Here is a 26,839-nt window from a genome sequence, read left to right as displayed (position 1 = left end):
GCCAGGCTAAAGAACGTACGGCCGTGCGGGTGCCGTAAACGGACCGGGGTGCGCCATGTCACCCCGGTCCGTTGCTGTGTGGCTCCTCCGGCGGCACCACCTGCTTCTCCTCCGCGAAATGGCAGGCCGAGTCGTGGGCCGCCGGGCCCGGGAGGAGGCGGAACTCGCTCGGGACCGCCAGGGCCGGTACCTCCAGGGCGCAGCGGTCGCGGGCCTTCCAGCAGCGGGTGCGGAAGCGGCAGCCGGAGGGGATGTTGGTCGGTGAGGGGACGTCTCCGGACAGGATGATCCGTTCCCGGTGTTCCCGGGCCTCGGGGTCGGGGACCGGGACCGCGGAGAGCAGGGCCTGGGTGTAGGGGTGCGTGGGGTGGTCGTAGATCTCCGCGTCCCTGCCGATCTCCACGATGCGGCCCAGGTACATCACGCCCACGCGGTCCGAGATGTGGCGGACGATCGACAGGTCATGGGCGATGAAGACGTACGAGAGGTCGAACTCGTTCTGCAGCCGGTCCATCAGGTTGATGACCTGGGCCTGAACGGAGACGTCGAGCGCCGAGACCGGCTCGTCCGCGACGATCACCTCCGGGCGGAGCGCCAGCCCGCGGGCGATGCCGATGCGCTGGCGCTGGCCGCCGGAGAACTGGTGAGGGTAGCGGTTGATGTACTCCGGGTTCAGGCCGACCACGTCCAGGAGGTCCTGGACCTTCTTCCTGCGGTCGCCCTTCGGCGCCACCTCCGGGTGGATCTCGTACGGCTCCCCGATGATGTCGCCCACCGTCATCCGGGGGTTGAGGGAGGTGTACGGGTCCTGGAACACCATCTGGATGTTGCGGCGCACCGCCTTGAGGGCCTTGCCGGAGAGCCGGGTGAGGTCCTCGCCCTTGTACTTGATCGTGCCGGCGGTCGGCCGTTCCAGGTTGACCAGCATCTTGGCGACCGTGGACTTGCCGCAGCCCGACTCGCCCACGATGCCCAGGGTTTCGCCCCGCTCGAGGGCGAAGTCGACGCCGTCCACGGCCTTCACCGCGCCGACCTGTTTCTTGAAGAGGATGCCCGTGGTGAGCGGATAGTGCTTGACCAGCCCGCTGACCTCCAGAATCGGCTCAGCCATTCAGGCACTCCCTCCAGAAGTGGCAGGCACTCGTGCGGTCTTCGGAGACGTCGTACAGCGGGGGTACGTCGGTCCGGCACACGTCCTGGGCCATGGGACAGCGGGGGTTGAAGGCGCAGCCCGGCGGGATGTTCATGAGGTTGGGGGGCAGTCCCTTGATGGCGTAGAGCTCCTGGCCCTTCTGGTCCAGGCGCGGGATGGAGTCGAGCAGACCCCTGGTGTAGGGGTGGGCCGGCGCCTTGTAGATGTCGTGGACGGGGGCCGATTCGACGATCCGGCCCGCGTACATCACCGCGATCCGGTCGGCGACGTCCGCGACCACGCCGAGGTCGTGGGTGATGAGGATGAGCCCCATGTTGAGCTCGCGCTGCAACTCCGCGAGCAGGTCCATCACCTGGGCCTGGACCGTCACGTCCAGCGCGGTCGTCGGTTCGTCGGCGATGATCAGGGCGGGCTCCAGGGCCATCGCCATCGCGATCATGATGCGCTGGCGCATACCGCCGGAGAACTGGTGCGGGTACTGCTTGACCCGCTCTCTCGCCCCCGGGATGCGGACGCGGTCCATCAGCTCGATCGACTTGGCCCGCGCGTCCTTCCTCGACATGCCCCGGTGGACGACGAACATCTCGCCGAGCTGGTCGCCGACGCTCAGCACCGGGTTCAGCGAGGACAGCGCGTCCTGGAAGATCATCGCCATCTCGGCACCGCGGACCTTGCGCCGCTCCTCCTCCTTCAGCTTCAGCAGGTCCCTGCCCTGGAAGAGGATCTCGCCGCCGGTGATCCGCCCGGGCGGCATGTCGAGGATCCCCATCACCGCCTGCGCCGTCACCGACTTGCCGGACCCCGACTCACCGAGCACGGCGAGCGTCTCGCCCGCGTCCACCGAGTAGTCGACCCCGTTGACGGCCTTGGCGACCCCGTCCCGCGTCCGGAACTCCACCTGCAGATCACGCACTTCGAGCAGCATGACGCCGACTCACCTCAGCTTCGGGTCGAGGGCGTTCGCGGACCGCGTCGCCGGGCGGAATGGATTCGGGCGCCGTGACCGCCCCGGGTCCGGAGCCGCGGGAGGCCGCACGACACGGCCGGCCTCCCCGCACCCGGCATTGCTCGCACCATGACGCCGTCACCTCGCCTTCGGGTCGAGGGCGTCGCGCACCAGGTCCTCGCGGACGACGAACGCCGATTCGGTGACCGTCCCGGCCGTGAAACCGCACGACCTGACACGGGCCAGGCACCCGCCGTCCCATCGGGTCGAGGGCATTCGCGCCGCACCCGGCATTGCTCGCACCATGACGCCGTCACCTCAGCTTCGGGTCGAGGGCGTCGCGCACCAGGTCCTCGCGGACGACGAACGCCGATTCGGTGACCGTCCCGGCCGTGAAACCGCACGACCTGACACGGGGCAGGCACCCGCCGTCCCATCGGGTCGAGGGCATTCGCACCATGACGCCGTCACCTCAGCTTCGGGTCGAGGGCGTCGCGGACCGCGTCGCCGAGCATGATGAACGCGAGGACGGTGAGGGCGAGGGCGCCGGCCGGCCAGAGGAGCATGTGGGGGGCCTGGCGGATGTAGGCGGAGGCCGAGGAGATGTCGATGCCCCAGCTGACGGTGGGGGGCTTCAGGCCCACGCCGAGGTAGGACAGGGTCGCCTCCAGCGAGATGAAGGTGCCGAGCGCGATGGTCGCCACGACGATCACGGGGGCCACCGCGTTGGGTGTGATGTGGCGCAGCAGCTGGCGGGAGTTGGAGGCGCCCAGAGCCTTCGCGGCCTGGACGTAGTCGTTCTGTTTCGCCGTGATGACCGAACCCCGGGCGATCCGGGAGATCTGTGGCCAGCCGAGCAGCACCATGAAGCCGATGACCGGCCAGACCGTGTTGCTGGTCACCACGGACAGCAGGACCAGGCCGCCGAGGACCACCGGGATCGCGAAGAAGACGTCGGTGATGCGGGACAGGATCGAGTCCGAGAACCCGGCGAAGAAGCCGGCCAGCCCACCCAGGACCGAGCCGAGGATCGCGACCCCCAGCGTGGCGCAGACGCCGACCGTGACGGACGTACGGGCGCCGTACACCGTACGGGTGTAGACGTCGCAGCCCTGACCGTCGAAGCCGAAGGGGTGTCCGGGCTGTGAGCCCTCCTGCGCCTTGGCCAGGTCGCACTTGAGGGGGTTGCCGGAGGCGATCAGGGACGGCCAGATGGAGATGACGACCAGGAAGACGATCACCAGGCCCGAGATGATGAAGACGGGGTTGCGGCGCAGGTCGCGCCAGGCGTCGGACCAGAGCGAGCGGGGTTTGTCCGCCGGGCCCGTTCCCTGGGGTCCGTCGGGTGTCTCCTCCAGGGTCTCCCCTTCCGCCGTCGCGAGATCCATCGTGCCGCCCATACCGGTCGGGGCGATCGCTCCGTCGTCGTCGTACGGCTGCTCAGGCATAGCGGATCCTCGGGTCGAGTACGGCGTAGAGGAGGTCGACCAGCAGGTTGGCGATCAGGAACACCAGGACGAGCACCGTCACGAACCCGACGACGGTCTGGGTGTTCTGCCGGAGGATGCCCTGGTAGAGCTCGTAGCCGACGCCGTGGATGTTGAAGATGCGCTCGGTGACGATCGCCCCGCCCATCAGGGCGCCGATGTCGGTGCCGATGAAGGTGACGACGGGGATCAGCGAGTTGCGCAGCAGGTGGCGGATGACGACCCTCCTGCGGGGCAGCCCCTTGGCCACCGCCGTACGGACGTAGTCGGACTGCTTGTTCTCCGCGATGGAGGTACGGGTCAGCCGGGTCACATAGGCGAGGGAGACGGACGCGAGGACGAGGCCCGGCACGATCAGCTCGCCGAACGTGGCGTCCGTCGACACCGACGGTTTGATCCAGCCCCACTCGACGCCGAGCAGGAGCTGGAGCAGCAGACCGGTGACGAAGGTCGGGACGGAGATCACGACGAGCGTGAGCATCAGGACCGAGGTGTCGACGGGCCGGCCCCGGCGCAGGCCCGTCACGACACCCAGCGTGATGCCGATGACGATCTCGAAGAAGATCGCGACGATCGTCAGCCGGATCGTCACGGGGAACGCCGTCCTCATCAGCTCGGTGACCTCCTGCCCGTTGAACGCGGTGCCGAAGTCGCCGGTGAAGACGTTCCCCATGTAGGTCAGGTACTGCTGCCAGACCGGCTTGTCGAGGCCGAACTCCTTCTTCAGCTGGGCGGCCGTGGCGGGGTCGCACTGCCGGTCGCCGCACAGGCCCGCGATGGGGTCGCCCATCACGTTGACCATGAGGAAGATGAGGAGGGTGGCGCCGATGAACACCGGGATCATCTGGAGCAGACGCCGGACGACGTAGCGTCCCATGGCGGGTCAGCTGACCTTGATCTCGTTGTAGACGGGGACGCTGAAGGGGTTGAGCTTCACGTCGGACAGCCGCTCCGAGTAGCCCGCGCTGCCGTTCTGGTACCAGAGCGGGATGGCGCCCATGTTGTCCCGCAGCACCTCCTCGGCGTCCTGGAACTTCCCCACGGCCTTGGCGGTGTCGGTCTCGGCGTTGGCCTCGTTGACGAGCTTGTCGAAGTCCTTGTTGGACCACTTGCCGTCGTTGGAGGAGGCGTTGGTGTAGTAGAGCGGCTGGAGGAAGTTCTGGATGAGCGGGTAGTCCATCTGCCAGCCGGCGCGGAAGGGGCCGCTCATCTTCTTCTCGGTGATCTGGTTGCGGTAGTCGGCGAAGGTGCCGACCGGGTTGCCGACGCAGGCCTTGTCGTTGTCGAGCGCGTTGTTGATGGAGTTGCAGACCGCGTCGACCCACTGCTTGTGGGAGCCGGTGTCCGCGTTGTACGTGATCTTGACCTGTCCGCCGGGAAGGCCGCCGCCCTCCTCGATGAGGTTCTTCGCCGCGGCGGGGTTGTACTCGCAGGCGTCGCCGCACAGGCCTTCCTTGAAGCCGCCGTCCTCGCCGAGGACCGGGGAGGTCCAGTCGGTGGCAGGGGTGCGGGTCTTCTGGAAGATCGTCTCGGTGATCTGCTCGCGGTTGATCGCGCGGGAGAGGCCCGTGCGGACCTTCTCCATCCCGCTCTTGTTCCAGTCGCTGTCGTAGAACGGGAAGGCGAGGGTCTGGATGATGCCGGCCGGGGTGTTGATGTACCGGTCGCCGAGGTCGCTCTGGACGTTCTTGAGCTGGGCGGCCGGGACGTCGTCGACGAGGTCGAGGTTGCCGGCCATGAGGTCGGTGTAGGCGGTGTTGTTGTCGGTGTAGACCTTGAGGGTCACACCGCCGTTCTGCGCCTTGTCGTCACCGGGGTAGCCGTCCCACTTCTTCAGGGCCATCTGCGAGCCCTTGGTGTACGTGTCGATGGTGTACGGGCCGTTGCCGACCGGCTTCTTGACCCAGGCCGCGTGGTCGGTGAAGAACGCCTGCGGGAGCGGGGCGTACGCCGGGTAGCCGAGGGTGTCGGGGAAGGTCGAGAACTTCTGACTGAGCTTGACGGTGAAGGTCCGGTCGCCGGTCACCTTCAGGCCGGAGAGCGTCTGCGCGGTCTGCTTGCTGCCGTCCTCGGGGTGCGCCTTGTCGTAGCCCTCGATGTAGCCGAAGAAGTACGCGTTCTTCTGGTTGTTCTTGAGGCTGGCCCCGTAGTTCCAGGCGTCCACGAACGACTTGGCCGTGACCTTCTCGCCGTTGCTGAAGGTCCAGCCGTCCTTGACGGTGATGGTGAAGTTCTGGGAGTCGCTCGTCTCGATCTTCTCGGCGAGCATGTCCTCGGCCTTGCCGGTCTCCGGGTCGTACTTCTTCAGGGACCGGAAGATCATGTCGAGGACCTTGCCGCCCTGCACCTCGTTGGTGTTGGCGGGCTCCAGCGGGTTCTGCGGGTCGCCCCAGGAGGAGCTCAGCACCGCGCCGCCGTCGCCACTGCCGCCGCCGCTGTCACTGTCCCCGCCCCCGCAGGCCGTGGCGGCGAGGGCGACCGACACCGCGCATGCGGCCCATTTGGCGTGCGTGGCTCCGCGCATGGAGTTCCTCCTGTGTGACTGCACTGTTCCGTTACCGGTCAATATCGGCGCAAAACAGGCAGACCGCACATGCACTCACCCCATTAGGGGAACGCCCGGGAAGGTCCGACCTTCGTCACAATGGATCTTTCATGGAGGGTGCAATGGATCTTCGCGATCCGATGCCGAACCGTTGGATTGCGACCCTCCTATGTACGGATTTCGACACTCTGACGTCCGTATATCGAACTCATTGCCCGATTGGGGCAGTTGGCCCGATGTAAGACACAGGCCGATCACGGCACGCTACACGCGTAGCTACAGATCAGTCAATGGAAGGCAAAGAAAGTAAAGAGCCGACCAAGTCGACCGAGAATTTATTGACCTTGAATGAATTGCGTTGAAAAAGTCCGGCGTAGCCCGTAGGGACCGCCCTGCGGAGTCCTTGATCCACAGGGCACGGAGCATCATGACCCCCCCAACCCCTTCCCCGGTCACTTCACTCGAGGTGACCGACGAAGACAGCGCGGCACCGGTGAAGTCCTCGGCTCTCAAGGGCAACGAGAGCCGCTCGCCGGGACGGCTCGCCTGGAGCCGTTTCAAACGGGACCGCGCAGGCGTCATCTCCGGGTACGTGGTCCTCTTCTTCTTCGTCGTGTCGATCGGCGCCCCGCTGATCGCCAAGCTCTACGGCAAGAACCCGTACACGACGTACGGCATCAACACTCCGGGGCTGCTCAACGAGTTCGGTTTCCCGGTCAAGGCCAACGGCGGCATCAGCGGTGACTTCTGGTTCGGCGTCGAGCCCCAGCTCGGCCGGGACGTCCTCACCTTCCTGCTCTACGGCATGCGCAACTCGCTGCTCATCGCCACCGCCGCCACGCTCCTGACGACCCTGCTCGGTGTCGTCATCGGCATCACCGCCGGCTACCTGGGCGGCCGCACCGACTACTTCGTCGGCCGGGTCATCGACATCCTGCTGGCCTTCCCGCAGACGCTGTTCTTCATCGCCTTCTGGCCGGTCGTGCTGGCGATCTTCGTGTCGCCGGAGGAGAACACCCCGATCTGGCTCACGGTCACCAGCCTCATCACCGTGATGACCGCCTTCGGCTGGGCCTCCATCGCCCGGCTGCTGCGCGGCGAGGTCCTCGCCCTGCGCGAGCGGGAGTTCGTGGAGGCCGCCAAGGTCACCGGAGCCTCACCGGCCCGGATCATCTTCAAGGAACTGCTGCCCAATCTGTGGACGCCGATCCTGATCCAGTCGACGCTCCTGCTGCCCGCCTATGTGACGGCGGAGGCGGGGCTCGCCTTCCTCGGCGTGGGACTCACCGACCCCACGCCCGACTGGGGCGTCATGCTCCAGTTCGGCGCCAAGTACTACCAGGACGACATCACCTTCATGCTCTTCCCTGGTCTCTCCATGGTGATCTTCGTCGTCGCCTTCAACCTGCTCGGCGACTCGGTCCGCGACGCGCTGGACCCCAAGACGAAGCGCTGAGCCACCCCACTCCGCCGAGCGACGGGGCCCGGCCGGAGTACCCCAAGCACCATCCCTATCCACAAGAAATCGGGTCAGCCATGTCTCTTTCCCGCAGAAACTTCGTCATAGCCACAAGCGTCGCGGCCGCGGGCTCGACTCTGCTGTCCGCGTGCAGCAGCGGCGACGCGGGCGGCAGCGGCGGCAGCGCGACCGAGGGTGCCAAGACGTACTCCAAGGTCACCATCGGCACCGCGGCGGACTCGACCGGCCCCGCGCCGGAGATCGCCGGGGCGAAGAAGGGCGGGACGATCTACGGCCTGGCCCCGGACGACTTCTCGCACCTGGACCCGGGCCGCATCTACTACGCGTACAACTCGACCGCCGCGCTGCTCCTGCACCGCTGCCTGACCGGCTACAAGGTCGCCGCGGACGGCTCGCAGAAGCTCGTCGGCGACCTGGCCACGGACACCGGCACGATGTCCAACGCGGGCAAGACCTGGACCTTCACGCTGAAGGAGGGTCTGAAGTGGGAGGACGGCAGCGAGCTGACCGTCGAGGACGTGCGCCACGGCATCGAGCGGCTGTGGGCCCCGTACATCATCGAGTCCGCCAGCTACGTCCAGATCGCGCTGACCGGCAAGGGCGGCAAGTGGCGTGACGCCTACGAGGGCCCCTACAAGGGCAAGCACCTCTCCGAGATCGTGACGGACAAGGCCAAGCGGACCATCACGTTCAACCTGGCCGAGGCCCGCCCCGACTTCAACTTCACGATGGCGATGCACTCGTACGCCGCGGTGTCCCCGAAGCTGGACACCAAGGAGAAGTACGACAAGAACCCGGCCGCCTGTGGTCCGTACAAGATCAAGAACCACACGACCGACAAGTCGATGACGCTGGTCCGCAACAAGCACTGGGACCCGGCGACCGACGCCATCCGCAACAACTACCCGGACGGCTTCGAGTTCACCTTCGGCATCGAGACCCTGGACTCCACGGACCGTCTCATCGCCTCCCAGGGCAACGACGCCTTCGCGGTCTCCATCTACAAGGGCGTGCCCGCCGAGCGCATCCAGAAGGTCCTCACCGACCCGGACCTGAAGAAGCGCACCTTCAACGGCCTGCTCACCGGCACGTACTACTACGCGATCAACACCAAGCGCGTCACCGACCTGAAGGTCCGCCAGGCCCTCAACATGGCCTGGCCGCTCCAGCAGATCCGCCAGATCTACGGCGGCCCGTCCTCCGGCGACTTCGCGACCACGATCCTCAGCCCCGACATCCTGGGCCGCGAGAAGTTCGACATCTACGGCAAGCTGAAGAAGCCGCAGGGCGACCCGGCCGCCGCGAAGAAGCTGCTGAAGGAAGCCGGCAAGGAGGGCGTGAAGATCGTCTACGCCTTCCCGCAGGACCCGACCTACAACAAGACCAAGGTCGTCATCGAGAACGCGCTGAAGGAGGCCGGCTTCACCCCGGTCATCAAGCCGGTCGACTCGACGACGTACTACGACCAGATCGCGAAGGTCGACAACTCCTTCGACGTGATGTGGTACGGCTGGTCCCCTGACTGGCCGACCGCCTACACGATGATGCAGCCGCTGTTCGACAGCGCCAGCGTCGGTGACGGTCTCTACAACGTCTCCCAGACGAAGGTCCCCTGGATCGACGAGACCATCCAGAAGAACGTGGTCATCACCGACCAGAAGAAGGCCGGTGAGGCCTGGGCCGCGCTCGACAAGCGGATCATGGAAGAAGTCGCGCCGATCATCCCCGAGATGTACCAGCGCCGTTACTACGTCTACGGCAACAAGGTCGGCGGGGCGATGTTCGACCCGAACTTCTCCGCGACCCTGCTCTACAAGACGTTCGTAAAGGCCTGACGACCGGCCCTCGTGGCGGGGCGGCCCCCGGCCGCCCCGCCTCCTTCCCCCCTTCGGCATCCGTCAGGAAATCCCAACTGCCATGCTCCGCTTCCTTGCCCGACGAATTGTCGGCGCCGCGGTGATCCTGCTGATCATCAGCGCGATCGTGTTCGTCCTGTTCTACGCCGCCCCGCGCGACCCCGCCCGCATCGCCTGCGGCAAGGCCTGCACCCCTGAGACTCTGGAGCTGGTGCGGAAGAACCTGGGGATCGCCGATCCACTGCCTGTGCAGTACTGGGACTGGCTCAAGGGCATCTTCGTGGGCCGCGACTACACATCGTTCGGCAACTGCAACGCGCCCTGCCTCGGCTACTCGTTCCAGAACCGCGAGCCGGTCCTCGGCACCATCATGGACCGCTTCCCGACCACCCTGTCGCTGTCGCTCGGCAGCTCGGTCATCTACCTGACCTTCGGCATCGGCGCGGGCATGCTGGCCGCCGTGAAGCAGGGCAAGGCCCTGGACAAGATCGCGAGCTCCGCCTCGCTGGTCGCGTCCTCGATGCAGATCTACGTCGTCGGCGTCCTCGCCACCTATCTGCTGGTCGACCAGTGGCAGGTGCTGGACCGCGCCAGCTACACGCCCTTCACGGACGACCCGGCGGCCTGGGCCAAGGGTCTGCTGGTGCCCTGGATCGTGCTGTCCCTGATCTGGACGGCCAACTACACCCGTATGACGCGCTCCCAGATGGTGGAGTCGCTCAGCGAGGACTACGTCCGTACGGCCCGCGCCAAGGGCATGTCCCGCCGCACGGTCTTCTTCCGCTTCGCCTGGCGCGGTGCGATGGGGCCGATCGTGACCATCTTCGGCCTCGACCTCGGTGTGCTGCTCGGCGGTGCGATCATCACCGAGTCGACGTTCAGCCTCCAGGGCCTCGGCATGCTCTCCGTCAAGGCGGTCAGCACCAACGACCTGCCGATGCTGCTCGGTGTCGTCCTGGTCGCCGCCGGCGCGATCGTCGTCTTCAACATCGTCGTCGATGCCCTGTACGCCCTCATCGACCCGCGCGTGCGCCTCGCTTAAGGAGAGACCATGAGCACCCCCTTCCTCTCCGTCCGCGACCTCAAAGTCCACTTCTCCACCGAGGACGGTGTCGTCAAAGCCGTCGACGGGCTCTCCTTCGACGTGGAGAAGGGCCAGACCCTCGGCATCGTCGGTGAGTCGGGCTCCGGCAAGTCCGTCACCAACATGGCGGTCCTGGGTCTGCACGACCCGCGCAACACCAGGCTCGACGGCGAGATCCTGCTCGACGGCAAGGAGCTGATCACCGCCTCCGAGCGCGAGCTGGAGAAGCTGCGCGGCAACAAGATGTCCATGATCTTCCAGGACGCGCTCGCCTCCCTGTCGCCGTACCACACCATCGGCGCGCAGATCGGCGAGACGTACCGCAAGCACACCGGCGCCTCCCGCAAGGAGGCCCGGGCGCGGTCGATCGAGATGCTGCGCCGGGTCGGCATCCCGCAGCCGGACATGCGGGTGGACGACTACCCGCACCAGTTCTCCGGCGGTATGCGCCAGCGCGCGATGATCGCGATGGCCCTGGTCTGCGACCCGGAGCTGCTGATCGCCGACGAGCCGACCACGGCTCTCGACGTGACGGTCCAGGCCCAGATCATGGACCTCCTCAAGGACCTCCAGCAGGAGTTCGGCACGGCCATCATCTTCATCACGCACGACCTCGGTGTCATCGCCGACATCGCGAACGACGTGCTGGTGATGTACGGCGGGCGCTGTGTGGAGCGGGGCACCAAGGAGGAGGTGCTGCGCACCCCCGACCACCCCTACACGCTGGGGCTGCTGGGTTCGATGCCGAGCCTGACCGGGCCGGTCGACGTGCCGCTCTCCCCGATCCCGGGCTCGCCGCCCTCGCTGCTCAACCCGCCGTCGGGCTGCCGCTTCCACCCCCGGTGCGCCTTCGCGGAGAAGGTCGCCGGCGGGCTCTGCTCCAGTGAGCGGCCGGGTCTGAAGGTCCTCGACGGGCGGGGTTCGGCGTGCCATCTGACGGCGGACCAGAAGCACGAGCTCTTCACCGAGCACGTCGCGGCCCGGACCCACTGACGTACGAGACGGGATTCACCACCATGAGCAACACCACCCCCCTCCTGGACGTCGCGGGTCTGACCAAGCACTTCCCGGTCAAGGGCGGCTTCCCGATCCGTCGCACGGTCGGTGCCGTGCAGGCCGTCGACGGCCTGGACTTCCAGGTGAACGAGGGCGAGGCCCTCGGCCTGGTCGGCGAGTCGGGCTGCGGCAAGTCGACCACGGGCCGGCTGATCACGCGGCTCATGGAGCCGACGGCCGGCACGATCTCGTACCGGGGCAAGGACATCACGCACGCGTCCCGCAGGGAGCTCGCGCCGATCCGCTCCGAGATCCAGATGATCTTCCAGGACCCCTACGCGTCGCTGAACCCGCGCCAGACGGTCGGCAAGATCATCTCGGGTCCGATGGAGATCAACGACGTCGTCCCGGAGGGCGGCCGTGAGAAGCGGGTCCGCGAGCTCCTGGAGATCGTCGGTCTCAACCCCGAGCACTACAACCGCTTCCCGCACGAGTTCTCCGGCGGACAGCGCCAGCGCATCGGTGTGGCACGGGCGTTGGCCCTGGAACCGAAGCTGATCGTCGCCGACGAGCCGGTGTCGGCCCTCGACGTCTCGATCCAGGCCCAGGTCGTGAACCTGCTGCAGAAGGTGCAGCAGGAGCTGGGCATCGCGTTCGTCTTCATCGCCCACGACCTCGCGGTCGTACGCCACTTCTCGCAGCGCGTGGCGGTCATGTACCTCGGCAAGATCGTCGAGATCGCGGACCGTGACGACCTGTACGGCAACCCGCGCCACCCCTACACGCGGGCCCTGCTGTCCGCTGTGCCGGAGGCAACGGTGGACGATACACCCACCCGCGAGCGCATCCGGCTCACCGGCGATGTACCGTCTCCTCTGAACCCGCCCTCGGGCTGCCGCTTCCGGACCCGTTGCTGGAAGGCGACGGAGAAGTGCGCGACCGAGGCACCCCCGCTGGTCCAGGTCGAGGGCAACAAGCCCGGGCACCTGACCGCGTGTCACTACCCCGAGACGGAGGGAACCGTTCCGGCCCCTCGTCTCTCCAAGGACCCCGAGGCCGCGGTCTGACAACACCCCTTTTCCGTCAGCCGCCGCCCTTAGCGGAACGGACTTTCTCGGCCCATTGACCCGAGCCCATGAACGTCCGCTCCAGGGGAACGAAGGCCCGTACCTCCCCAGGTACGGGCCTTCGTCATACCGGGATCCCGTCATATGGCTCCGGCACCTGTGACAGACTGCCGCGATGGTCGATCGCTCGTTCGCGGATCTCTCGCTCGCCGCGCTGTACGACTCCCTCAACCCGTGGGGTCCGGGCGACGACTTCTACCTCGGTCGCGTGATGTCCGCCCCCACCGTGCTGGACGTCGGCTGCGGCACCGGACGTCTGCTCGCCGCGGCCCGCCGGACCGGACACCCGGGGCAGCTCACCGGGCTCGACCCCGCCGCCGCGATGCTGGTCCAGGCACGGCGCCGGGAGCCCGGCGTGGAGTGGGTGCTCGGAGACCTGCGCTCACGTACCTGGTACGGGGAGTTCGACCTCGTCACGATGACCGGCCACGCCTTCCAGACCCTCGTCGGCGACGAGGAACTGCGCGCCGGCTTGCGTGCCGTCCGGGCCGCCCTCGCGGACGACGGACACTTCGTCTTCGAGACCCGCAACCCGGCGGCCCGCGCCTGGGAGTCCTGGACACCGGACCGGGTGTACGAGGCCGCCGACGCGGACGGCACCGTCGCGTGGATGTGGCACGAGGTGGTACGTCCCGTGGTCGGGGACCGCGTGACGTTCACCTCCACCTTCGAGGGCGTCCGCTGGGACCGCCCCCAGGTCACCACCAGCACACTGCGCTTCCTCGACCAGCCGGCCCTGGAGGGCTTCCTGGCCGAGGCCGGTCTGGTGGTGGAGGAACAGTACGGGGACTGGGCAAGGGGCCCGGTAACGCAGGCAAGCCCTGAATTGATCACGGTGGCGCGAAGCGCCACCTGATCAGGGGCGCGGGGAACTGCGCGACCAGCCACGACGCGCCCGCAGCCGACACTCCACAGCCCCCGGCAACCGATTAGTCGCCCAGCTCCTCCTCCAGCGCAGCCAACGCCGGATCCAGCACGATGTCCTCCTCGCGCCCCTCGATCGTCGGATCCTCCGGAAAGTGGCACGCCGTCAGATGCCCCTCCCGGTTACCGGAGATCTGGACCAGCGGCGGCTCCTCGGCCGCGCACTTGTCCTGCGCCTTCCAGCACCGCGTACGGAACCGGCACCCGGACGGCGGCGAGATCGGCGACGGCACATCACCGGCGAGCCGGATCCGCTCACGGTCGGGCGCGCCCTCGTCCGACAGGTTCACCTCGGGCACCGCGGACAGCAGGGCATGGGTGTAGGGGTGGCGGGGCCGGGTGTAGATGGAGTTGCGGTCGCCGACCTCGATGATCTTGCCGAGGTACATGACCGCGACACGGTGCGAGAAGTGCCGTACGACGGCGAGGTCGTGGGCGATGAACAGGAACGCGATGCCCAGCTCCTGCTGGACCTGCTTCAGCAGGTTCACCACCTGCGCCTGGATGGAGACGTCCAGCGCCGACACCGGCTCGTCGGCGACGATCAGCTTCGGCTCCAGGGCCAACGCCCGTGCCACACCGATGCGCTGGCGCTGTCCGCCGGAAAACTCGTGCGGGAAGCGGTTGTAGTGCTCGGGGTTGAGACCGACGATCTCGAGCAGTTCGCGGACCCGCCTCTCGCGGCCGCCCTCCGGCTCGATCTCGTTGATCTCCATGGGGCCGGAGATGATCTTGCCGACCGTCTGCCTCGGGTTCAGGGAGGAGTACGGGTCCTGGAAGATCATCTGGATCTCGGAGCGGATCGGCGCGAGCTCCCTGCGGGAGGCGTGCGTGATGTCCTTGCCCCGGTACGAGATGCTGCCGGCCGTCGGCTCCATGAGCCGCGTGATCAGCCGGCCCGTGGTCGACTTGCCGCAGCCCGACTCGCCGACCAGGCCGAAGCTCTCGCCGACGTTCACGGTCAGGTCGATGCCGTCGACGGCCTGCACGGCACCGACCGTGCGGCGGATCGGGAAGCCGCCCTTGACCGGGAAGTGCTTGGTGAGCCCCTCCACGACCAGCAACGGGTCGCCGGCCGAGCCGGTGGTGGCCCCTCGCGGGGCGGGGAGGACGAGGTCCTCTTTCATGACGGGTCCTCCTAGCCCAGGCTGGGCTTGATCTCTTCGATGAAGATGGTCCGCTTCTGGTCCGCCGTGAGGTGACAGGCGGAGGCGCGGTCCGGGGCCAGCAGGGGACGTTCGTCGACGCAGCGGGTGCCGCCGACCCGGTCCTGGAAGGTGCAGCGTGGGTGGAAGCGGCAGCCCGAGGGCGGGTTGAGCAGTGAGGGCGGGGCGCCCGGGATCGGTGCGAGCGGGGCGTCGAGGTCGGAGTCGATGCGCGGCATCGAGTTCAACAGGCCCCAGGTGTAGGGGTGTTGCGGCGAGCGCAGCACCTCGTTCGTCGTGCCGCGCTCGATGGCGCCGCCCGCGTACATCACCATGATGTCGTCGGCCATGTCGGCGATGACACCGAGGTCGTGCGTGATGAAGACGATCGCCGAACCGAACTCCTGCTGGAGGTCCTTCAGCAGGTCCAGGATCTGCGCCTGGACCGTCACGTCGAGCGCGGTCGTCGGCTCGTCGGCGATCAGCAGGTCCGGGTCGCACACCAGCGCCATCGCGATCATCGCGCGCTGGCGCATACCGCCGGAGAACTGGTGCGGGTAGTCCTTCGCCCGCTCCTTGGGGTTGGGGATGCCGACCTTGCCGAGCATCTCCACGGCACGCGCCCAGGCCACCTTCTTGGAGGCGCCGGTGTGCTTCATGAAGGGCTCGGCGATCTGCCGGCCCACCGTGTAGTACGGCGACAGCGCGGTCAGCGGGTCCTGGAAGATCATGGCGACCTTGTTGCCGCGCAGCTTCTCCAGCTCGGACTCGCGGGCGGTGGTCAACTCCTGCCCCTCCAGCAGGATCTCGCCCTCGACGGTGGTGAACTTCGGGTTGTGCAGGCCGAGGATGGTCAGGTTGGTCACGGACTTGCCGGAGCCCGACTCACCGACGATGCCCAGCGTCTTGCCGCGCTGCAGGTCGAAGGAGAGCCCGTCGACGGCCCGGACGATGCCGTCCTCGGTCCTGAAGCTGACGTGCAGGTCCCGCACCGAGAGGAAGGCGCCCGCGTCGGACGGGACGGGTGCCCCGGCCTCCTTGGTCAGAGTGGTCACGACAGAACTCCTAGGACAGCCGCACGCGCGGGTCGATGATGGCGTAGCAGGCGTCGACGACGACGTTGCACAGCAGGATCACGGCGGCCGAGAACAGCATCACGCCCAGCAGCAGCGGCAGATCGCTGAACTGCACGGAGTCCACCGCGAGTCGGCCGAGTCCGGGCAGTCCGAAGGTGTACTCGGTGATGATCGCGCCGCCGAGCAGCGAGCTGAGGTCGATGCCGAGGATGGTGATGATGGGGATGAGGGAGCCGCGCCAGGCGTACCGGAAGAAGACATAACGGCCGCTCATGCCCTTGGCCTTGGCCGTGCGGACGTGTTCCTCCTGGAGCTGCTCGATCATCGCGGAGCGCGCCATACGGGTGTACTGCGCGGCGAAGATCGTCGACAGGACGACCCAGGGGATCATCAGCCCGGTGAACCAGGCGGCCGGATTGTCGGTGAGGGGGGTGTACTTGGGCTCGTCGAAGGCGTGCGTCTGGTACACGAGGATGGCGAGCGCGAGCGGGCCCAGGAAGTAGATCTGCATCGAGCTGAGCGCCATGGAGCCCGCGGTGAACGTCTTGTCGACGAGGGAGCCGCGCTTCCAGGCGGCGAGCAGTCCGGTGCCGAGGCCGACGAACAGGAACATGATCGTGGCGCCGAACGCGAGGGAGAGCGTGAGCGGCAGCCGGTCCAACAGGGTCGTCCAGACCGCCTCGTTGGTGTGGTACGAGTACCCGAAGCACGGGGCGGGGCACGGCCCTTGCGGGAAGTTGTCGCGACCGGCCACGAGTCCCGACAGGAAGATCCAGAACTGCTCCGGGATCGACTTGTCGAGTCCGAGCGTCTGGTGGATGTTCGCCAGGGCGTCGGGCGTGCACGTCTTGCCGCACATCAGCAGCGCCGGGTCGCGGGGCATGCCGAAGAAGAGCAGGAAGGCGACCACGGTCAGCAGGACCAGGATCACGAGTGAGCCGAGGATCCGGCGGAGGAGGAAGCGCAGCATCTCAGTGGCAGCTTTCGGGCTTCAGGCCTGGCGGCGCCGGTCGCGTCCCGTCACGGGAGGGGGCGCGACCGGCGCCGCTTGGACGGGTTACTTCACGTACAGCCTGCGCGGGTCGACGCCGCCGATGACGTCGTCGTACACAAGGCCGCCGATCTTGGACCCGGCGATCTGGGTCTGCTTGTAGTACGCCGTCGGGATGTTGGAGACGACGTCCTTCACGATGTACTCGTTGATCTTGTTCCAGGCCTCGGCCGCCTTGACCGGGTCGGTGAGGGCTGCGGCCGCGTCGATGTCGGCGTTCACCTTCGGGTCGTCGATGTGCGAGTAGTTGGACGCGCCGTCCTGGATCTGGCGGCCGTCGTACAGCGGCGGGATCACGGTGGACGCGCTCGGCCAGTCGGCACCCCACGCGGTGTGGTAGATGTCGTAGTTGTTCTTGACCTTGCTGACCTGGTCGTAGTACGTCTCGGCCGGGATCTCCTGGCGCTGGACGTCGAAGCCGGCCTTCTCCAGGCCCGCCGCCATGGCGGTGGAGTACTGCTGGCCCTCGGGGGTGTTGATGTAGCCGAAGGTCAGCTTCAGACCGACCTTGCCGGCCTTCTCAAGGAGCTGCTTGGCCTTGGCCGGGTCGCCCGCGGGCTTGGCCTTCTTGCCGAAGGGGTCGAACTTCGGGTCGTAGCCGGTCACGGTCGGGCTGATCAGACCGCCGGCGACCTCCATCGCGTCGGTGCCGCCGAAGGCACGCACGAACGGCGTGATCGGGAGGGCGTAGGCGATGGCCTCGCGGACCTCCTTCGACTTCATCTCCGGCTGGGACAGGTTGATGTTCATCTGGCCCACGTACGGCTGGTAGCCGGAGACCGTGCGGGACTTCAGCGCCGCGTCGTTCAGGACCTTGGTCAGGTTGCCCGCGTCGACCTGGTTGCTGAAGCTGATCGCGGTCGCGTTGGCGCCCGAGTCGTCGAGGATCGCCTTGGTGGAGTCCTCGTACTGCTTGTTGAACTCGAAGCTGAACCGGTCGGCGTACTGGTGGCGGACCGCGTCGGTCTTCGGGTCCCAGTTGGTGTTCTTGACCAGCGTCATCGACTTGCCGGACTTGAACTCGGAGATCTTGTACGGGCCCGAGGTCATCGGGGCCTTGTCGTACTTCTCCTTGGTGTCCTTGGCCTGCGACACGATGGAGTAGCCCGCCATGGCGAGCGCGTACGGCAGGTCGGGCTTGGCCGTCTCGAACTTGAAAACGATCGTTTTGTCGTCGGGCGTCTCAAGGACGCTGTCCGGCAGGTGCTTGCCCTTGTACGGACCGTCCGGGAGAAGCTTGCGGTACTCCGCGCCCGGGGTGTTGGCCATCCACTGCTGGATGAACGTCGGGCCGTTGGAGACGAACGGTGCGAAGAGCCGCTCGAAGGTCTGGCGTACGTCCTTGGCGGTGATCGGGGAGCCGTCGGCCCACTTGATCCCGTCCTTGAGCTCGAACTTCCAGGTCTTGCCGCCGTCGGTGGTGGTACCGCTGTCGGTGGCCAGGTCGCCGACGACCTCGTGCTTCTGGCCGTCGTTGCTGGTCGCCTTGTAGCTGGTCAGGCCGCGGTGTATGAGCTGCGACAGGGCCATCTCGTCCGAGACGTAGATCTGTCCGGGGTCGAGGTGCGCGAAGCTGTCGCGCTGCAGCACCGTGATCGTGCCGCCCGGCTTGGCGCCGGACACCTCGGCGGCCGGGCCGGTCGAGGCCTTCTCGTCGCCGAAGGTGATGCCGGACTGCTGCCGCTGGGCGTTCTCCTTGTCCTGCTTGTCGTTGTCACTGCCTTTGCTGCCACCCTCGCTGCAGCCGGTGAGCACGAGAGCCCCCGCCGCGAGCAGTGAGAGCCCGGCGTACGCGCGGCGTCCACCCTTACCCATCACTCAGATTCCACCCATCTTGTGTCACCGGTGTGCCTGTCACCAGTGCGAATTGAAGTGCGGACCGGCATCAGAGGTGCCATCCGGTCGTTGTCGGGCGAGGATGCCCACAACTGGGCGGTCAGCGAGCCGTCTTGGGATCGAAGGCGTCCCTGACCGAGTCCCCGAGCAGGTTGAATGCCACGATGAAGATGATCATCGAGATGCCCGGGAAGAACATGTAGGTGATGTCGTTCTGCATCACGAGTTCGGTCGACGCCTTGGAGAACATCTGTCCCCAGTCCGGCGTCGGTTCGACGATTCCGACTCCGAGGAAGGACAGACCGGCCTCGGCGGTCACGAAGTTGGGGAGCATGTAGGTCGACTGCACCAGGATCGGCGTGACCACGTTGGGCAGGATCTCCCTGCGGATGATGCGTGTCGGGGACGCCCCGCTGACCTTGGCGGCCTCGATGAACTCCCGTTCTCGCAGGGCGAGTGTGGTGCCGCGCAGGATGCGCGCCAGACTCATCCAGCCCAGGAACCACTGCACCGTGATCAGGGCGACGACCCGGACGTACACCGGGGTCTCGTCGCGCGGGCTGACGAAGAGCGAGACCACGACCGGCATGCTCGCGATGAAGAACAGCTGGGCCGGGAAGGCGAGGAGGAAGTCGATGACCCGGCTGATCCAGTAGTCCGTACGGCCGCCGAGATAGCCGGCCGCGACCCCGAGGAGGATGCCGGTCAGCACCGTCGCGACGGTGACCGCCAGCGAGATCATCAGGGAGTTGCGGATGCCGTAGAGCAGCTTGGTGAAGACGTCGTAGCCGTTGCCGGGCTCCAGGCCGAACCAGAACTCGCCGCTGATGCCGCCGTTGGGCTGGATCGGCACACCGGCGCTGTCGAAGAGTTCGGGGCGCTCGTCCGCGAACACCGTGTACGGGTCCTTGCCGTACAGCTTGGCGATCAGCGGGGCCGCGAGGCCGACCACGAAGAAGAAGATCACGACGTACGCCGAGATGACTCCGGTGCGGTCGCGCTTGAAGCGGATCCACATCAACTGACCAGGAGAGCGGCCCTCGAGCTGCTTGGCCTCCTCCGGTTTCGTCTTCGGCGCTTTCTCGCCGTCGACGACGACCGACGTACCGCCGCCCTCGATGTCGATAGGACTTGTCACAGTTCGCCCATTTCACAGGTGTGGGTGTGCCGAACCGGCGACCGGCGCGAGTGCTGCGCGATCGCGGTTCGGATCATGAAGAAGCGTCAGCGGCGACGTACGGTCCACGGGAGAACCCGCAGCCGGACGCGCGTAGTGGTAAGGGCGTGGCCCTTCAGAGCCGATCGCCGTGCGCCGGGGCGCAGTTGCCGACTACTGCGGACGCTGTGACCCACCTGGTGCTTGTGACACCGCGCATGGGACTCCTCCTCATGACTCCACGTGTTCACCAACAGGAGGGGGTTCATGTCTTTCTTCCGACACCCCTGACGGAAGATCAGACACCCCCTGGTGCTCGAGAGTCGGCGCCGTCCCCACGGCGCGAGACCCATTGACCCGAGCGCTACGCGGCTAACTATCTGCCATGAGCCAACCGGCGACCACTGTCTTTAAATCTCGATTCAGTCACAGCTGACGCGTACATCTTCCGAAATTTGGACAAACCGTCTGGCGGGATAAGGCCGCGAAACGGACGTGTTACATGGGTATCGGGCGTGGATCTCCGCATTACGGACATCGGCCGACGCGAACCCGCCTGAAAATGGGTTGCAAAAAGCCCGGGCACCCCCAAGATGGGGGCACCCGGGCTTCAAACGACCGATTGTCAGCCGTGCTTGGCGCGGCTCGCGGTACGGGCGCGGTCACGCTGGTCGAGCACGACCTTGCGGATGCGCACCGCCTCCGGGGTCACCTCGACGCACTCGTCGTCACGGCAGAACTCCAGCGACTGCTCGAGCGACAGCTTCCGCGGCGGCACGATCGCCTCGAACGAGTCGGCAGCGGCGGAACGCATGTTGGTGAGCTTCTTCTCCTTGGTGATGTTCACGTCCATGTCGTCGGCGCGGGAGTTCTCGCCGACGATCATGCCCTCGTACACCTCGGTACCGGGCTCGGTGAACAGCACGCCGCGCTCCTGGAGGTTCGTCATCGCAAAGGCGGTGACGGCGCCCGCGCGGTCGGCGACCAGCGAACCGTTGTTACGGGTCGTCAGCGGGCCGAACCACGGCTCGTGGCCCTCGTGGATGGAGTGGGCGATGCCCGTGCCGCGCGTGCCGGTCAGGAACTCGGTCCGGAAGCCGATGAGGCCGCGGGAGGGGACGACGAACTCCAGACGGACCCAGCCCGAACCATGGTTGGACATGTTGTCCATCCGGCCCTTGCGGACACCCATGAGCTGCGTGACCGCGCCCATGTGCTCCTCGGGGACGTCGATCGTCATGCGCTCGACCGGCTCGTGAACCTTGCCGTCGATCTCCTGGGTGACCACCTGAGGCTTGCCGATGGTCAGCTCGAAGCCCTCACGGCGCATCTGCTCGACCAGGATGGCCAGCGCCAGCTCACCGCGGCCCTGCACCTCCCAGGCGTCGGGACGCTCGGTGTCCAGGACGCGGAGCGAGACGTTACCGATCAGCTCGCGGTCCAGGCGGTCCTTGACCTGACGGGCGGTGACCTTGCGGTCCTTGACCGCGGCCTTGGCCGAGGCCCCCTTGCCGGTGCCGCCGCGGCCGACCAGCGGCGAGGTGTTCGTACCGATGGTCATGGAGATCGCCGGCTCGTCGACCGTGATCAGCGGGAGCGCGATCGGGTTCTCGGGATCGGCGAGGGTCTCACCGATCATGATGTCCGGGATACCGGCCACGGCACAGATGTCACCGGGCCCGGCCATCTCGGCCGGCTTGCGGGTGAGCGCCTCGGTCATCAGCAGCTCGGTGATGCGCACATTGGACATGGTGCCGTCGCGCTTGATCCACGTGACGGTCTGGCCCTTGCGCAGCTCGCCCTGCTCGACGCGGAGCAGCGCGATACGGCCGAGGAAGTTGTCGGCGTCCAGGTTGGTGACGTGCGCCTGGAGCGGGGCCTCGGTGTCGAACTCCGGGGCCGGGACGTGCGAGAGGATCGTGGAGAAGAACGGCTCCAGGCTGTCGCTGTCCTGCGGGACCGTGCCGTCCTCGGGCTTGGTCAGCGAGGCCACGCCGTCCCGCGCGCACGCGTAGACGATCGGGAACTCGATCTGGTCCTCGTCGGCGTCCAGATCCAGGAAGAGGTCGTAGGTCTCGTTGACGACCTCGTCGATCCGGGAGTCCGCCCGGTCGGTCTTGTTGATGCACAGGATGACGGGCAGACGCTGCTGGAGCGCCTTGCGCAGCACGAACCGGGTCTGCGGCAGCGGCCCCTCGGAGGCGTCGACCAGCAGGACCACCGCGTCCACCATCGACAGACCGCGCTCGACCTCGCCACCGAAGTCGGCGTGGCCCGGGGTGTCGATGATGTTGATGGTGATGACGTCGCCGCCATCCTTGGGGTGGTACTTCACGGCCGTGTTCTTGGCCAGGATCGTGATGCCCTTCTCACGCTCCAGGTCGTTCGAGTCCATCATGCGGTCGTCGAGCGACTCGGCGGCGTGCGCGGCGAAGGCGCCGGCCTGCTTCAGCATGGCGTCGACAAGAGTCGTCTTGCCGTGGTCGACGTGGGCGACGATGGCGACATTGCGGATGTCGTGGCGCGTGGCCATATTGCGGCGTACTCCCGGAGTCTTAGGAAGGGGCGTCGCGTACGTCTGGTGTTACGCGGACCCTGCCGGGCTGTACATGCCACGGCCTCACCCCATGGTACGTGGCGTTGACGGGGGCGGCCTCCGCAGGGGACTCAGGCCCCCTCGACGGCCCGCGATCCGGCCGGGCAGCTGCGCACCGCGGCCTCGTGCGCGGCCGTGTCCTCGCGGGGCTTTTCGGCGCAGGAGAGGAAGCCGATGCCGAGGGTGTCCCAGGTGCGTACGTGCCCTTTGACGGGCTCGCCGCCGTCGCAGGTGTAGGTGAAGTCGGCGTCGACCATTTTGAGGGCGTCCCAGGAGTAGTACGTGCCCTTTGTGAGTTCCGTCTCCGTCTCGTAGTACGTGTCGTACCGGGTGTCCTCGTCCTGGGAGGGGTCGGCGAACGGCTTCTCGACCTTCAGGTGTCTGCCCAGCGCAAGGATCACCGCCCCGGCGTTCGTCCCGTCCGGCACGGGGCTCACCGTGGGCTCGTACCGCAGGGTGTCGTAGGACTTGAGCCGGGCCTTGTAGGACGCCGTCCTCTTCTTGATCACGATGGGGTCGGCCAGCCGGATCAGCTTCTCCGTGCGGGTGACATCCGACCATGTGTACGTCCCGTCCGCGCAGTCTCCGGCCCGGTCCTCCGTGTCACCGCCGCAGCCCGTCAGCCCCGCCCCGAGGGCCACCAGCGCCGCCCCCGCCACCCACGTACGCATCCCCGTCATCCCTCTCTGTGGCCGTACGACGGCCGCCACCCCGCTCGTCGCGGGGTGGCGGCCGATCGTGTGCTGGAGGGAATGATCCCCTACCCGGCCGTGGGGCTCGCCACCGGCCTCGCGCCCTTCTTCAGGAAGCCGATGTCCTCGTAGACCGGGGTCCGGAAGCCGAAGGCCCCCGCGTTCACCACGTTCTTCCTCGCGGCCGTCAGCTGGGGCCGCTGGTACAGCGGGATGGACCCCGCCGCAGCCCAGATGCGGGAGTCGGCCTTGCGGATCAGGCCCCGGCTCTCGCGCTCGTCCAGCGTCGTCATCGCCTGGTCGAAGAGCTGGTCCACCTGGTCGGTGCCGACCCGGGTGTAGTTCTGCTCGACGTTCAGGGAGCCGTCGGCGGCCGGGACGGGCTTGGCGTAGATCGGGCGGCCGTCGGTGGCGGGGAAGGCGGAGGCGGGCCAGGAGTACAGCGCGAGGTCGTACTGGCCCGACGCGATGTGGTCCTTGAAGTAGCTCTCGTCCTTGACCTTGGAGATCTCGGTGCGGATACCGACCTTGCGCAGCATCCCCGAGATCCGGTCGGCCACGGTGCCCAGGGTCTGCGAGCCCGGGCCCGAGGGCAGGACGAAGCGGAGCGTGAGCGGCTTGCCGTCCTTGGCCAGCGCGCCCGCCGCGGTACCCGCCGGCGCCGCGGTGCCCCGCGGGGCGTACGCACCCGGCGCCCCGCCCTGCTTCAGCTTGTTCGAGTACTGCTTGCCGTCCTGCGCGAGGTGCTTGGGGTCCTTCTTCTTCTCCCGGTCGGCCTCGCGGCGCGCCTTGTCGTCCTCGCCGACGACGTACGTGTCGTCGTCGCCGTCCTCCGACGTGTCCCGGGCCTTCTCGCCCTCGGCCCCGGCCGCCTTCTCCCCCTTCTTCGTCTCCTCCTTGAGGGGACCGCCCCGCACCCATCCGGCGTCCGTGAGCAGGGCCTGCGCCTCCGCGGTGTCCTGGCCGCCGAGCGCGCCGCTGTTGTCGGCGTACGCGGCCTGGCCGGAGAGCGCGAGGTGGCTGCCGACCGGTTCGGCGGGCAGGCCCAGCGGCGTGAGGACCACCGAGGCGAGGGCCTCCCGGTCCAGGGCGCGGGCCACGGCACGGCGTACCCGCTCGTCGGCGAGGGGGCCGTCGGCGCCGTTGAGGGCGAGCTGGGTGTAGGCGGGCTCCAGGGAGCGGCGGACCTCGAAGCCGCGCAGCGCCTGCTGCTGACGGGCGTATGCCGCGGCCGCGGTCCGCTGCTGCTCGCGGGCGCTGATCTCGTCGTCGGCGGCCTCCTCGTCGGAGCCGTTGGCGACGGCCCAGGAGCGCAGGGAGTCGGCGGCGCCGAGGTTGCTGCCGGGGCCCATCAGCGGGGTGCTGCCCGTGCCGCGCTTGGGACCGGCGGCGCCGGTGATCCGCTTGACGGACTCCGGGTCGATCTCGGCCAGGTCGAGCTTGCCGGCTGCCAAGGCGGCGGCCCGCTCCTCGCGCGGCACGGCCCGCAGCACGATCTCGTCCAGCTTGGCGGGGTGGCCCCACCAGCGCGGGTTGCGGTCGAGGGTGACCTCGTCGTCCTTGCGGTCGACCTTCTTGACCCGGTACGGGCCCGCGCTGACCTTGAGCTTCTTACGCGCCCCGTCGTTGAAGGAGTCCGGGGTGCCCATGACGTCCTTCGGGTACAGCGGCGAGAACAGCGACTTCCAGTCGGCGTACGGCCGCCCGAAGGTGACCTTGACCTCCAGGTCGTTCTTCCCGCGCTCGATCCGCTCAATGCGGTCGTAGCCGGCGTTGCGGGCCGTCCAGTACGCGGTGTCCTTGCCGGACAGGGCACGCCACTGCGCGGCGAAGTCGGCGGCGCCGATCTCCCGGCCGTCGCTCCACACCGCCTGCTGGTTGAGCTTGTAGAGCACGACCTGCTTGGGCTCGGTCTCTACGACCTCGGCCTTCTCCAGGTAGTCGGGGTTGACCTGCGGACGCCCGTTGGCGTCGAGCCGGTACATCGAGGGCAGCACGGCCTGGGCGACCCGGGTGGTGGTGCCGTCGGCGTCCGCCTGGAAGGTGTTCAGGGTCTCCGGCACGGAGTCCACGGCCCAGCCGAGACTGCCGCCGTCGGCGACCATCGCCCGGGCGACGGACGCGACGTCCGGCTCGGCGAGCGGCTTGCCGGCCGGGTCCTTGGCACTGCAGCCGGCGAGCGCGGGCACGGCCAGCGCACCCGCGGTGAGGAAGGCGACCGAGCGCATGACCGCGCGCAGGCCGACGCCGTCGTGGGACATGCCACATACCTCCGGGGGTGCACCGCCGGTTTGGATCACGTTTGGCGGTATATGGAGTTGATCAGATGTATGCGGCCACTGAAGAGGAAAGGGTTCGGCAGAAGGCGGCGACACGGCCGAGGCGGCGCCGAAGCCCACCCATGCGGCGCAATCCAGGGCGTACAGGGGGCGCGCACGGAGGCTCACGATCCGCCAATCCGTGCACGTCCCTTCACACCGGCAGGTGTGACGCGCAACACTCGCAGGCGCACATGAACGTTGCCGCCCTTAAGTGAGGTCACGTCATGGCCCTGCACGACGAACTGACATCGGCACAGCGCTGCCTCGACGAGCTGCTCCGGTACGTGAAACGCCTGGAACAGCAGTTGGGCAGCGGTGGTCTCGAGATGCGCCGCGTCCGCATGGACGCCGACCGTCTCCGCGAGAGCCTCGCGCTGCTGAGGGACGCCGACCCGGCGCTCGCGAAGGCCAAGCGCCCCGATCTGGTCTCCATCCCCGACACCCCGTACGACAACACCCTCTGGACGGACTCGGACGACGAGGGACTCGGCGCCCGCGACCGCCACGCCCCCTGAACCCGACCGGAGTCATGCGTTGGCCACTGGTACGGAACCCCATCTGAACAGCGGCGGTGTACGAACGGGTACGCGCGCCGCGATCGACGCCCCGCACCTGCGGACCGACCGCTGGTGGCTGGCGCCCGCCGCCACCACGGCCGGGCTGCTCGTCTTCGTCGTGTGGTCGACGTGGCGGGCCTTCGTCGACACGGACTACTACGCGGCGCCCTACGTCTCGCCGCTCTACTCGCCCTGTCTGGCGGAACGCTGCGAGCCGATGCACGCCGGCCCCAACTGGGAGATCTTCGGCAGCTGGTGGGGCCTGTCCCCCGCGATCCTCATCCTGATCTTCCCGCTCGGCTTCCGCCTGACCTGCTACTACTACCGCAAGGCCTACTACCGGGGCTTCTGGGCGTCCCCGCCGGCCTGCGCGGTGGCCGAGCCGCACAAGAAGTACACCGGCGAGACCCGCTTCCCGCTGATCCTGCAGAACGTCCACCGGTACTTCTTCTACGCCGCGGTCCTGGTCGCCGGCGTCCTCACGTACGACACCGTGCTCGCCTTCCGCGACGAGCACTACGCGTGGGGCCACATGGGGCTCGGCACCCTCGTGTTCCTGGTCAACATCGTGCTGATCTGGGCGTACACCATCTCCTGCCACTCCTGCCGGCACATCGTCGGCGGCCAGCTCAAACACTTCTCCAAGCACCCGGTGCGCTACCGGATGTGGCGCTGGGTGGGGAAGCTGAACGCCCGTCACATGCTGCTGGCCTGGACGTCGTTGGCGAGCGTGACCCTCGCCGACGTCTACGTGTATCTCGTCGCGTCCGGTGTCTTCGACGATCCGAGGTTCTTTTAAATGGATGGGGCG

The 26,839-nt window shown here is 67.5% G+C and carries 23 protein-coding genes; 8 read left to right on the top strand and 15 right to left on the bottom strand.

The features are described 5' to 3' along the window. Window positions 1-58: 58 nt before the first annotated feature. The 7 genes from OG381_RS30180 to OG381_RS30150 form a co-directional block, all read right to left on the bottom strand. Window positions 59-1,111: an ABC transporter ATP-binding protein gene (locus OG381_RS30180; protein ID WP_327719216.1), complete on the bottom strand. Its 1,053-nt coding sequence runs from the start codon at window positions 1,109-1,111 to the stop codon at window positions 59-61. Continuing rightward, the gene (locus tag OG381_RS30175; protein ID WP_327719215.1) at window positions 1,104-2,078 is read right to left on the bottom strand and encodes an ABC transporter ATP-binding protein; all 975 of its coding nucleotides are present in this window, start codon (window positions 2,076-2,078) and stop codon (window positions 1,104-1,106) included. Before OG381_RS30175 ends, OG381_RS30180 begins: the two co-directional genes overlap by 8 nt. Before the next feature lie 159 nt (window positions 2,079-2,237). Beyond that, window positions 2,238-2,375: a hypothetical protein gene (locus tag OG381_RS30170; protein WP_327719214.1), complete on the bottom strand. Its 138-nt coding sequence runs from the start codon at window positions 2,373-2,375 to the stop codon at window positions 2,238-2,240. Window positions 2,376-2,412: 37 nt separating this feature from the next. After that, window positions 2,413-2,559: a hypothetical protein gene (locus OG381_RS30165; protein WP_327719213.1), complete on the bottom strand. Its 147-nt coding sequence runs from the start codon at window positions 2,557-2,559 to the stop codon at window positions 2,413-2,415. Between the two features lie 7 nt (window positions 2,560-2,566). Next, entirely contained in the window at window positions 2,567-3,547 is a 981-nt protein-coding gene (locus tag OG381_RS30160) for an ABC transporter permease (RefSeq protein WP_327719212.1), read from the bottom strand. Further along, window positions 3,540-4,463, bottom strand: a complete 924-nt coding sequence (locus OG381_RS30155; RefSeq protein WP_327719211.1) for an ABC transporter permease — start codon at window positions 4,461-4,463, stop codon at window positions 3,540-3,542. Before OG381_RS30155 ends, OG381_RS30160 begins: the two co-directional genes overlap by 8 nt. Window positions 4,464-4,469: 6 nt before the next feature. Further along, window positions 4,470-6,110: a peptide ABC transporter substrate-binding protein gene (locus OG381_RS30150; protein ID WP_327719210.1), complete on the bottom strand. Its 1,641-nt coding sequence runs from the start codon at window positions 6,108-6,110 to the stop codon at window positions 4,470-4,472. Window positions 6,111-6,558: 448 nt separating this feature from the next. Between OG381_RS30150 and OG381_RS30145 the strand changes: the two genes are divergently transcribed. From OG381_RS30145 to OG381_RS30120, 6 genes are all read left to right on the top strand, one after another. Beyond that, complete coding sequence (locus OG381_RS30145) at window positions 6,559-7,587, top strand: ABC transporter permease (RefSeq protein ID WP_327719209.1); 1,029 nt, start codon at window positions 6,559-6,561, stop codon at window positions 7,585-7,587. An 80-nt stretch (window positions 7,588-7,667) separates the two neighbouring features. Continuing rightward, complete coding sequence (locus OG381_RS30140) at window positions 7,668-9,446, top strand: ABC transporter substrate-binding protein (protein ID WP_327719208.1); 1,779 nt, start codon at window positions 7,668-7,670, stop codon at window positions 9,444-9,446. 82 nt (window positions 9,447-9,528) lie between these two features. Further along, window positions 9,529-10,509, top strand: a complete 981-nt coding sequence (locus OG381_RS30135) for an ABC transporter permease (protein WP_327719207.1) — start codon at window positions 9,529-9,531, stop codon at window positions 10,507-10,509. A gap of 9 nt (window positions 10,510-10,518) precedes the next feature. Beyond that, on the top strand, window positions 10,519-11,544 hold the full coding sequence (locus tag OG381_RS30130; protein ID WP_327719206.1) for an ABC transporter ATP-binding protein: 1,026 nt from the start codon (window positions 10,519-10,521) through the stop codon (window positions 11,542-11,544). 23 nt (window positions 11,545-11,567) lie between these two features. Next, complete coding sequence (locus tag OG381_RS30125; RefSeq protein ID WP_327719205.1) at window positions 11,568-12,614, top strand: ABC transporter ATP-binding protein; 1,047 nt, start codon at window positions 11,568-11,570, stop codon at window positions 12,612-12,614. A gap of 175 nt (window positions 12,615-12,789) precedes the next feature. Next, complete coding sequence (locus OG381_RS30120) at window positions 12,790-13,530, top strand: class I SAM-dependent methyltransferase (RefSeq protein ID WP_327719204.1); 741 nt, start codon at window positions 12,790-12,792, stop codon at window positions 13,528-13,530. A gap of 73 nt (window positions 13,531-13,603) precedes the next feature. Here the strand turns inward: OG381_RS30120 and OG381_RS30115 are convergent, their stop codons facing one another. The 8 genes from OG381_RS30115 to OG381_RS30080 form a co-directional block, all read right to left on the bottom strand. Continuing rightward, window positions 13,604-14,725 (bottom strand): ABC transporter ATP-binding protein, encoded by a 1,122-nt coding sequence (locus OG381_RS30115; protein ID WP_327719203.1) that lies wholly within the window; start codon window positions 14,723-14,725, stop codon window positions 13,604-13,606. Window positions 14,726-14,736: 11 nt separating this feature from the next. Further along, on the bottom strand, window positions 14,737-15,798 hold the full coding sequence (locus OG381_RS30110) for an ABC transporter ATP-binding protein (protein WP_327719202.1): 1,062 nt from the start codon (window positions 15,796-15,798) through the stop codon (window positions 14,737-14,739). A gap of 10 nt (window positions 15,799-15,808) precedes the next feature. Continuing rightward, complete coding sequence (locus OG381_RS30105; protein WP_327719201.1) at window positions 15,809-16,789, bottom strand: ABC transporter permease; 981 nt, start codon at window positions 16,787-16,789, stop codon at window positions 15,809-15,811. Window positions 16,790-16,876: 87 nt separating this feature from the next. Then, window positions 16,877-18,685 carry an ABC transporter substrate-binding protein gene (locus OG381_RS30100; RefSeq protein WP_327719200.1) on the bottom strand — a complete coding sequence of 603 codons (1,809 nt, stop codon included), beginning with the start codon at window positions 18,683-18,685 and terminating at the stop codon, window positions 16,877-16,879. Window positions 18,686-18,806: 121 nt separating this feature from the next. Further along, window positions 18,807-19,844, bottom strand: a complete 1,038-nt coding sequence (locus tag OG381_RS30095; RefSeq protein ID WP_327719199.1) for an ABC transporter permease — start codon at window positions 19,842-19,844, stop codon at window positions 18,807-18,809. Window positions 19,845-20,487: 643 nt separating this feature from the next. Then, complete coding sequence (gene typA, locus OG381_RS30090) at window positions 20,488-22,395, bottom strand: translational GTPase TypA (RefSeq protein ID WP_327719198.1); 1,908 nt, start codon at window positions 22,393-22,395, stop codon at window positions 20,488-20,490. Window positions 22,396-22,529: 134 nt separating this feature from the next. Then, window positions 22,530-23,129 carry a hypothetical protein gene (locus OG381_RS30085; protein ID WP_327719197.1) on the bottom strand — a complete coding sequence of 200 codons (600 nt, stop codon included), beginning with the start codon at window positions 23,127-23,129 and terminating at the stop codon, window positions 22,530-22,532. Window positions 23,130-23,218: 89 nt separating this feature from the next. Continuing rightward, window positions 23,219-25,411, bottom strand: coding sequence for an ABC transporter family substrate-binding protein (locus OG381_RS30080; protein ID WP_327719196.1), 2,193 nt, complete (start codon window positions 25,409-25,411; stop codon window positions 23,219-23,221). 284 nt (window positions 25,412-25,695) lie between these two features. On the opposite strand from OG381_RS30080, the gene OG381_RS30075 reads away from it, so the two are divergent. Together OG381_RS30075 and OG381_RS30070 are read left to right on the top strand one after the other, a co-directional pair. Continuing rightward, entirely contained in the window at window positions 25,696-25,986 is a 291-nt protein-coding gene (locus OG381_RS30075) for a hypothetical protein (protein WP_307026301.1), read from the top strand. A 19-nt stretch (window positions 25,987-26,005) separates the two neighbouring features. Beyond that, window positions 26,006-26,827: a hypothetical protein gene (locus OG381_RS30070; RefSeq protein WP_327719195.1), complete on the top strand. Its 822-nt coding sequence runs from the start codon at window positions 26,006-26,008 to the stop codon at window positions 26,825-26,827. Window positions 26,828-26,839 lie beyond the last annotated feature (12 nt).

Source organism: Streptomyces sp. NBC_00490, assembly GCF_036013645.1.
In the GTDB taxonomy this organism is placed as follows: Bacteria; Actinomycetota; Actinomycetes; order Streptomycetales; family Streptomycetaceae; genus Streptomyces; species Streptomyces canus_F.
The sequence above is the reverse complement of the archived record's forward strand: the minus strand, read 5'-3'. Positions and strand labels throughout refer to the sequence as shown.

Bases quoted from the DNA above. Each gene is read 5' to 3' on its own strand.
- OG381_RS30180 (WP_327719216.1), bottom strand. From the start codon at position 1,111: ATGGCTGAGCCGATTCTGGAGGTCAGCGGGCTGGTCAAGCACTATCCG.
- OG381_RS30175 (WP_327719215.1), bottom strand. From the start codon at position 2,078: ATGCTGCTCGAAGTGCGTGATCTGCAGGTGGAGTTCCGGACGCGGGAC.
- OG381_RS30170 (WP_327719214.1), bottom strand. From the start codon at position 2,375: ATGCCCTCGACCCGATGGGACGGCGGGTGCCTGGCCCGTGTCAGGTCG.
- OG381_RS30165 (WP_327719213.1), bottom strand. From the start codon at position 2,559: ATGGTGCGAATGCCCTCGACCCGATGGGACGGCGGGTGCCTGCCCCGT.
- OG381_RS30160 (WP_327719212.1), bottom strand. From the start codon at position 3,547: ATGCCTGAGCAGCCGTACGACGACGACGGAGCGATCGCCCCGACCGGT.
- OG381_RS30155 (WP_327719211.1), bottom strand. From the start codon at position 4,463: ATGGGACGCTACGTCGTCCGGCGTCTGCTCCAGATGATCCCGGTGTTC.
- OG381_RS30150 (WP_327719210.1), bottom strand. From the start codon at position 6,110: ATGCGCGGAGCCACGCACGCCAAATGGGCCGCATGCGCGGTGTCGGTC.
- OG381_RS30145 (WP_327719209.1), top strand. From the start codon at position 6,559: ATGACCCCCCCAACCCCTTCCCCGGTCACTTCACTCGAGGTGACCGAC.
- OG381_RS30140 (WP_327719208.1), top strand. From the start codon at position 7,668: ATGTCTCTTTCCCGCAGAAACTTCGTCATAGCCACAAGCGTCGCGGCC.
- OG381_RS30135 (WP_327719207.1), top strand. From the start codon at position 9,529: ATGCTCCGCTTCCTTGCCCGACGAATTGTCGGCGCCGCGGTGATCCTG.
- OG381_RS30130 (WP_327719206.1), top strand. From the start codon at position 10,519: ATGAGCACCCCCTTCCTCTCCGTCCGCGACCTCAAAGTCCACTTCTCC.
- OG381_RS30125 (WP_327719205.1), top strand. From the start codon at position 11,568: ATGAGCAACACCACCCCCCTCCTGGACGTCGCGGGTCTGACCAAGCAC.
- OG381_RS30120 (WP_327719204.1), top strand. From the start codon at position 12,790: ATGGTCGATCGCTCGTTCGCGGATCTCTCGCTCGCCGCGCTGTACGAC.
- OG381_RS30115 (WP_327719203.1), bottom strand. From the start codon at position 14,725: ATGAAAGAGGACCTCGTCCTCCCCGCCCCGCGAGGGGCCACCACCGGC.
- OG381_RS30105 (WP_327719201.1), bottom strand. From the start codon at position 16,789: ATGCTGCGCTTCCTCCTCCGCCGGATCCTCGGCTCACTCGTGATCCTG.
- OG381_RS30100 (WP_327719200.1), bottom strand. From the start codon at position 18,685: ATGGGTAAGGGTGGACGCCGCGCGTACGCCGGGCTCTCACTGCTCGCG.
- typA (WP_327719198.1), bottom strand. From the start codon at position 22,395: ATGGCCACGCGCCACGACATCCGCAATGTCGCCATCGTCGCCCACGTC.
- OG381_RS30085 (WP_327719197.1), bottom strand. From the start codon at position 23,129: ATGCGTACGTGGGTGGCGGGGGCGGCGCTGGTGGCCCTCGGGGCGGGG.
- OG381_RS30080 (WP_327719196.1), bottom strand. From the start codon at position 25,411: ATGTCCCACGACGGCGTCGGCCTGCGCGCGGTCATGCGCTCGGTCGCC.
- OG381_RS30075 (WP_307026301.1), top strand. From the start codon at position 25,696: ATGGCCCTGCACGACGAACTGACATCGGCACAGCGCTGCCTCGACGAG.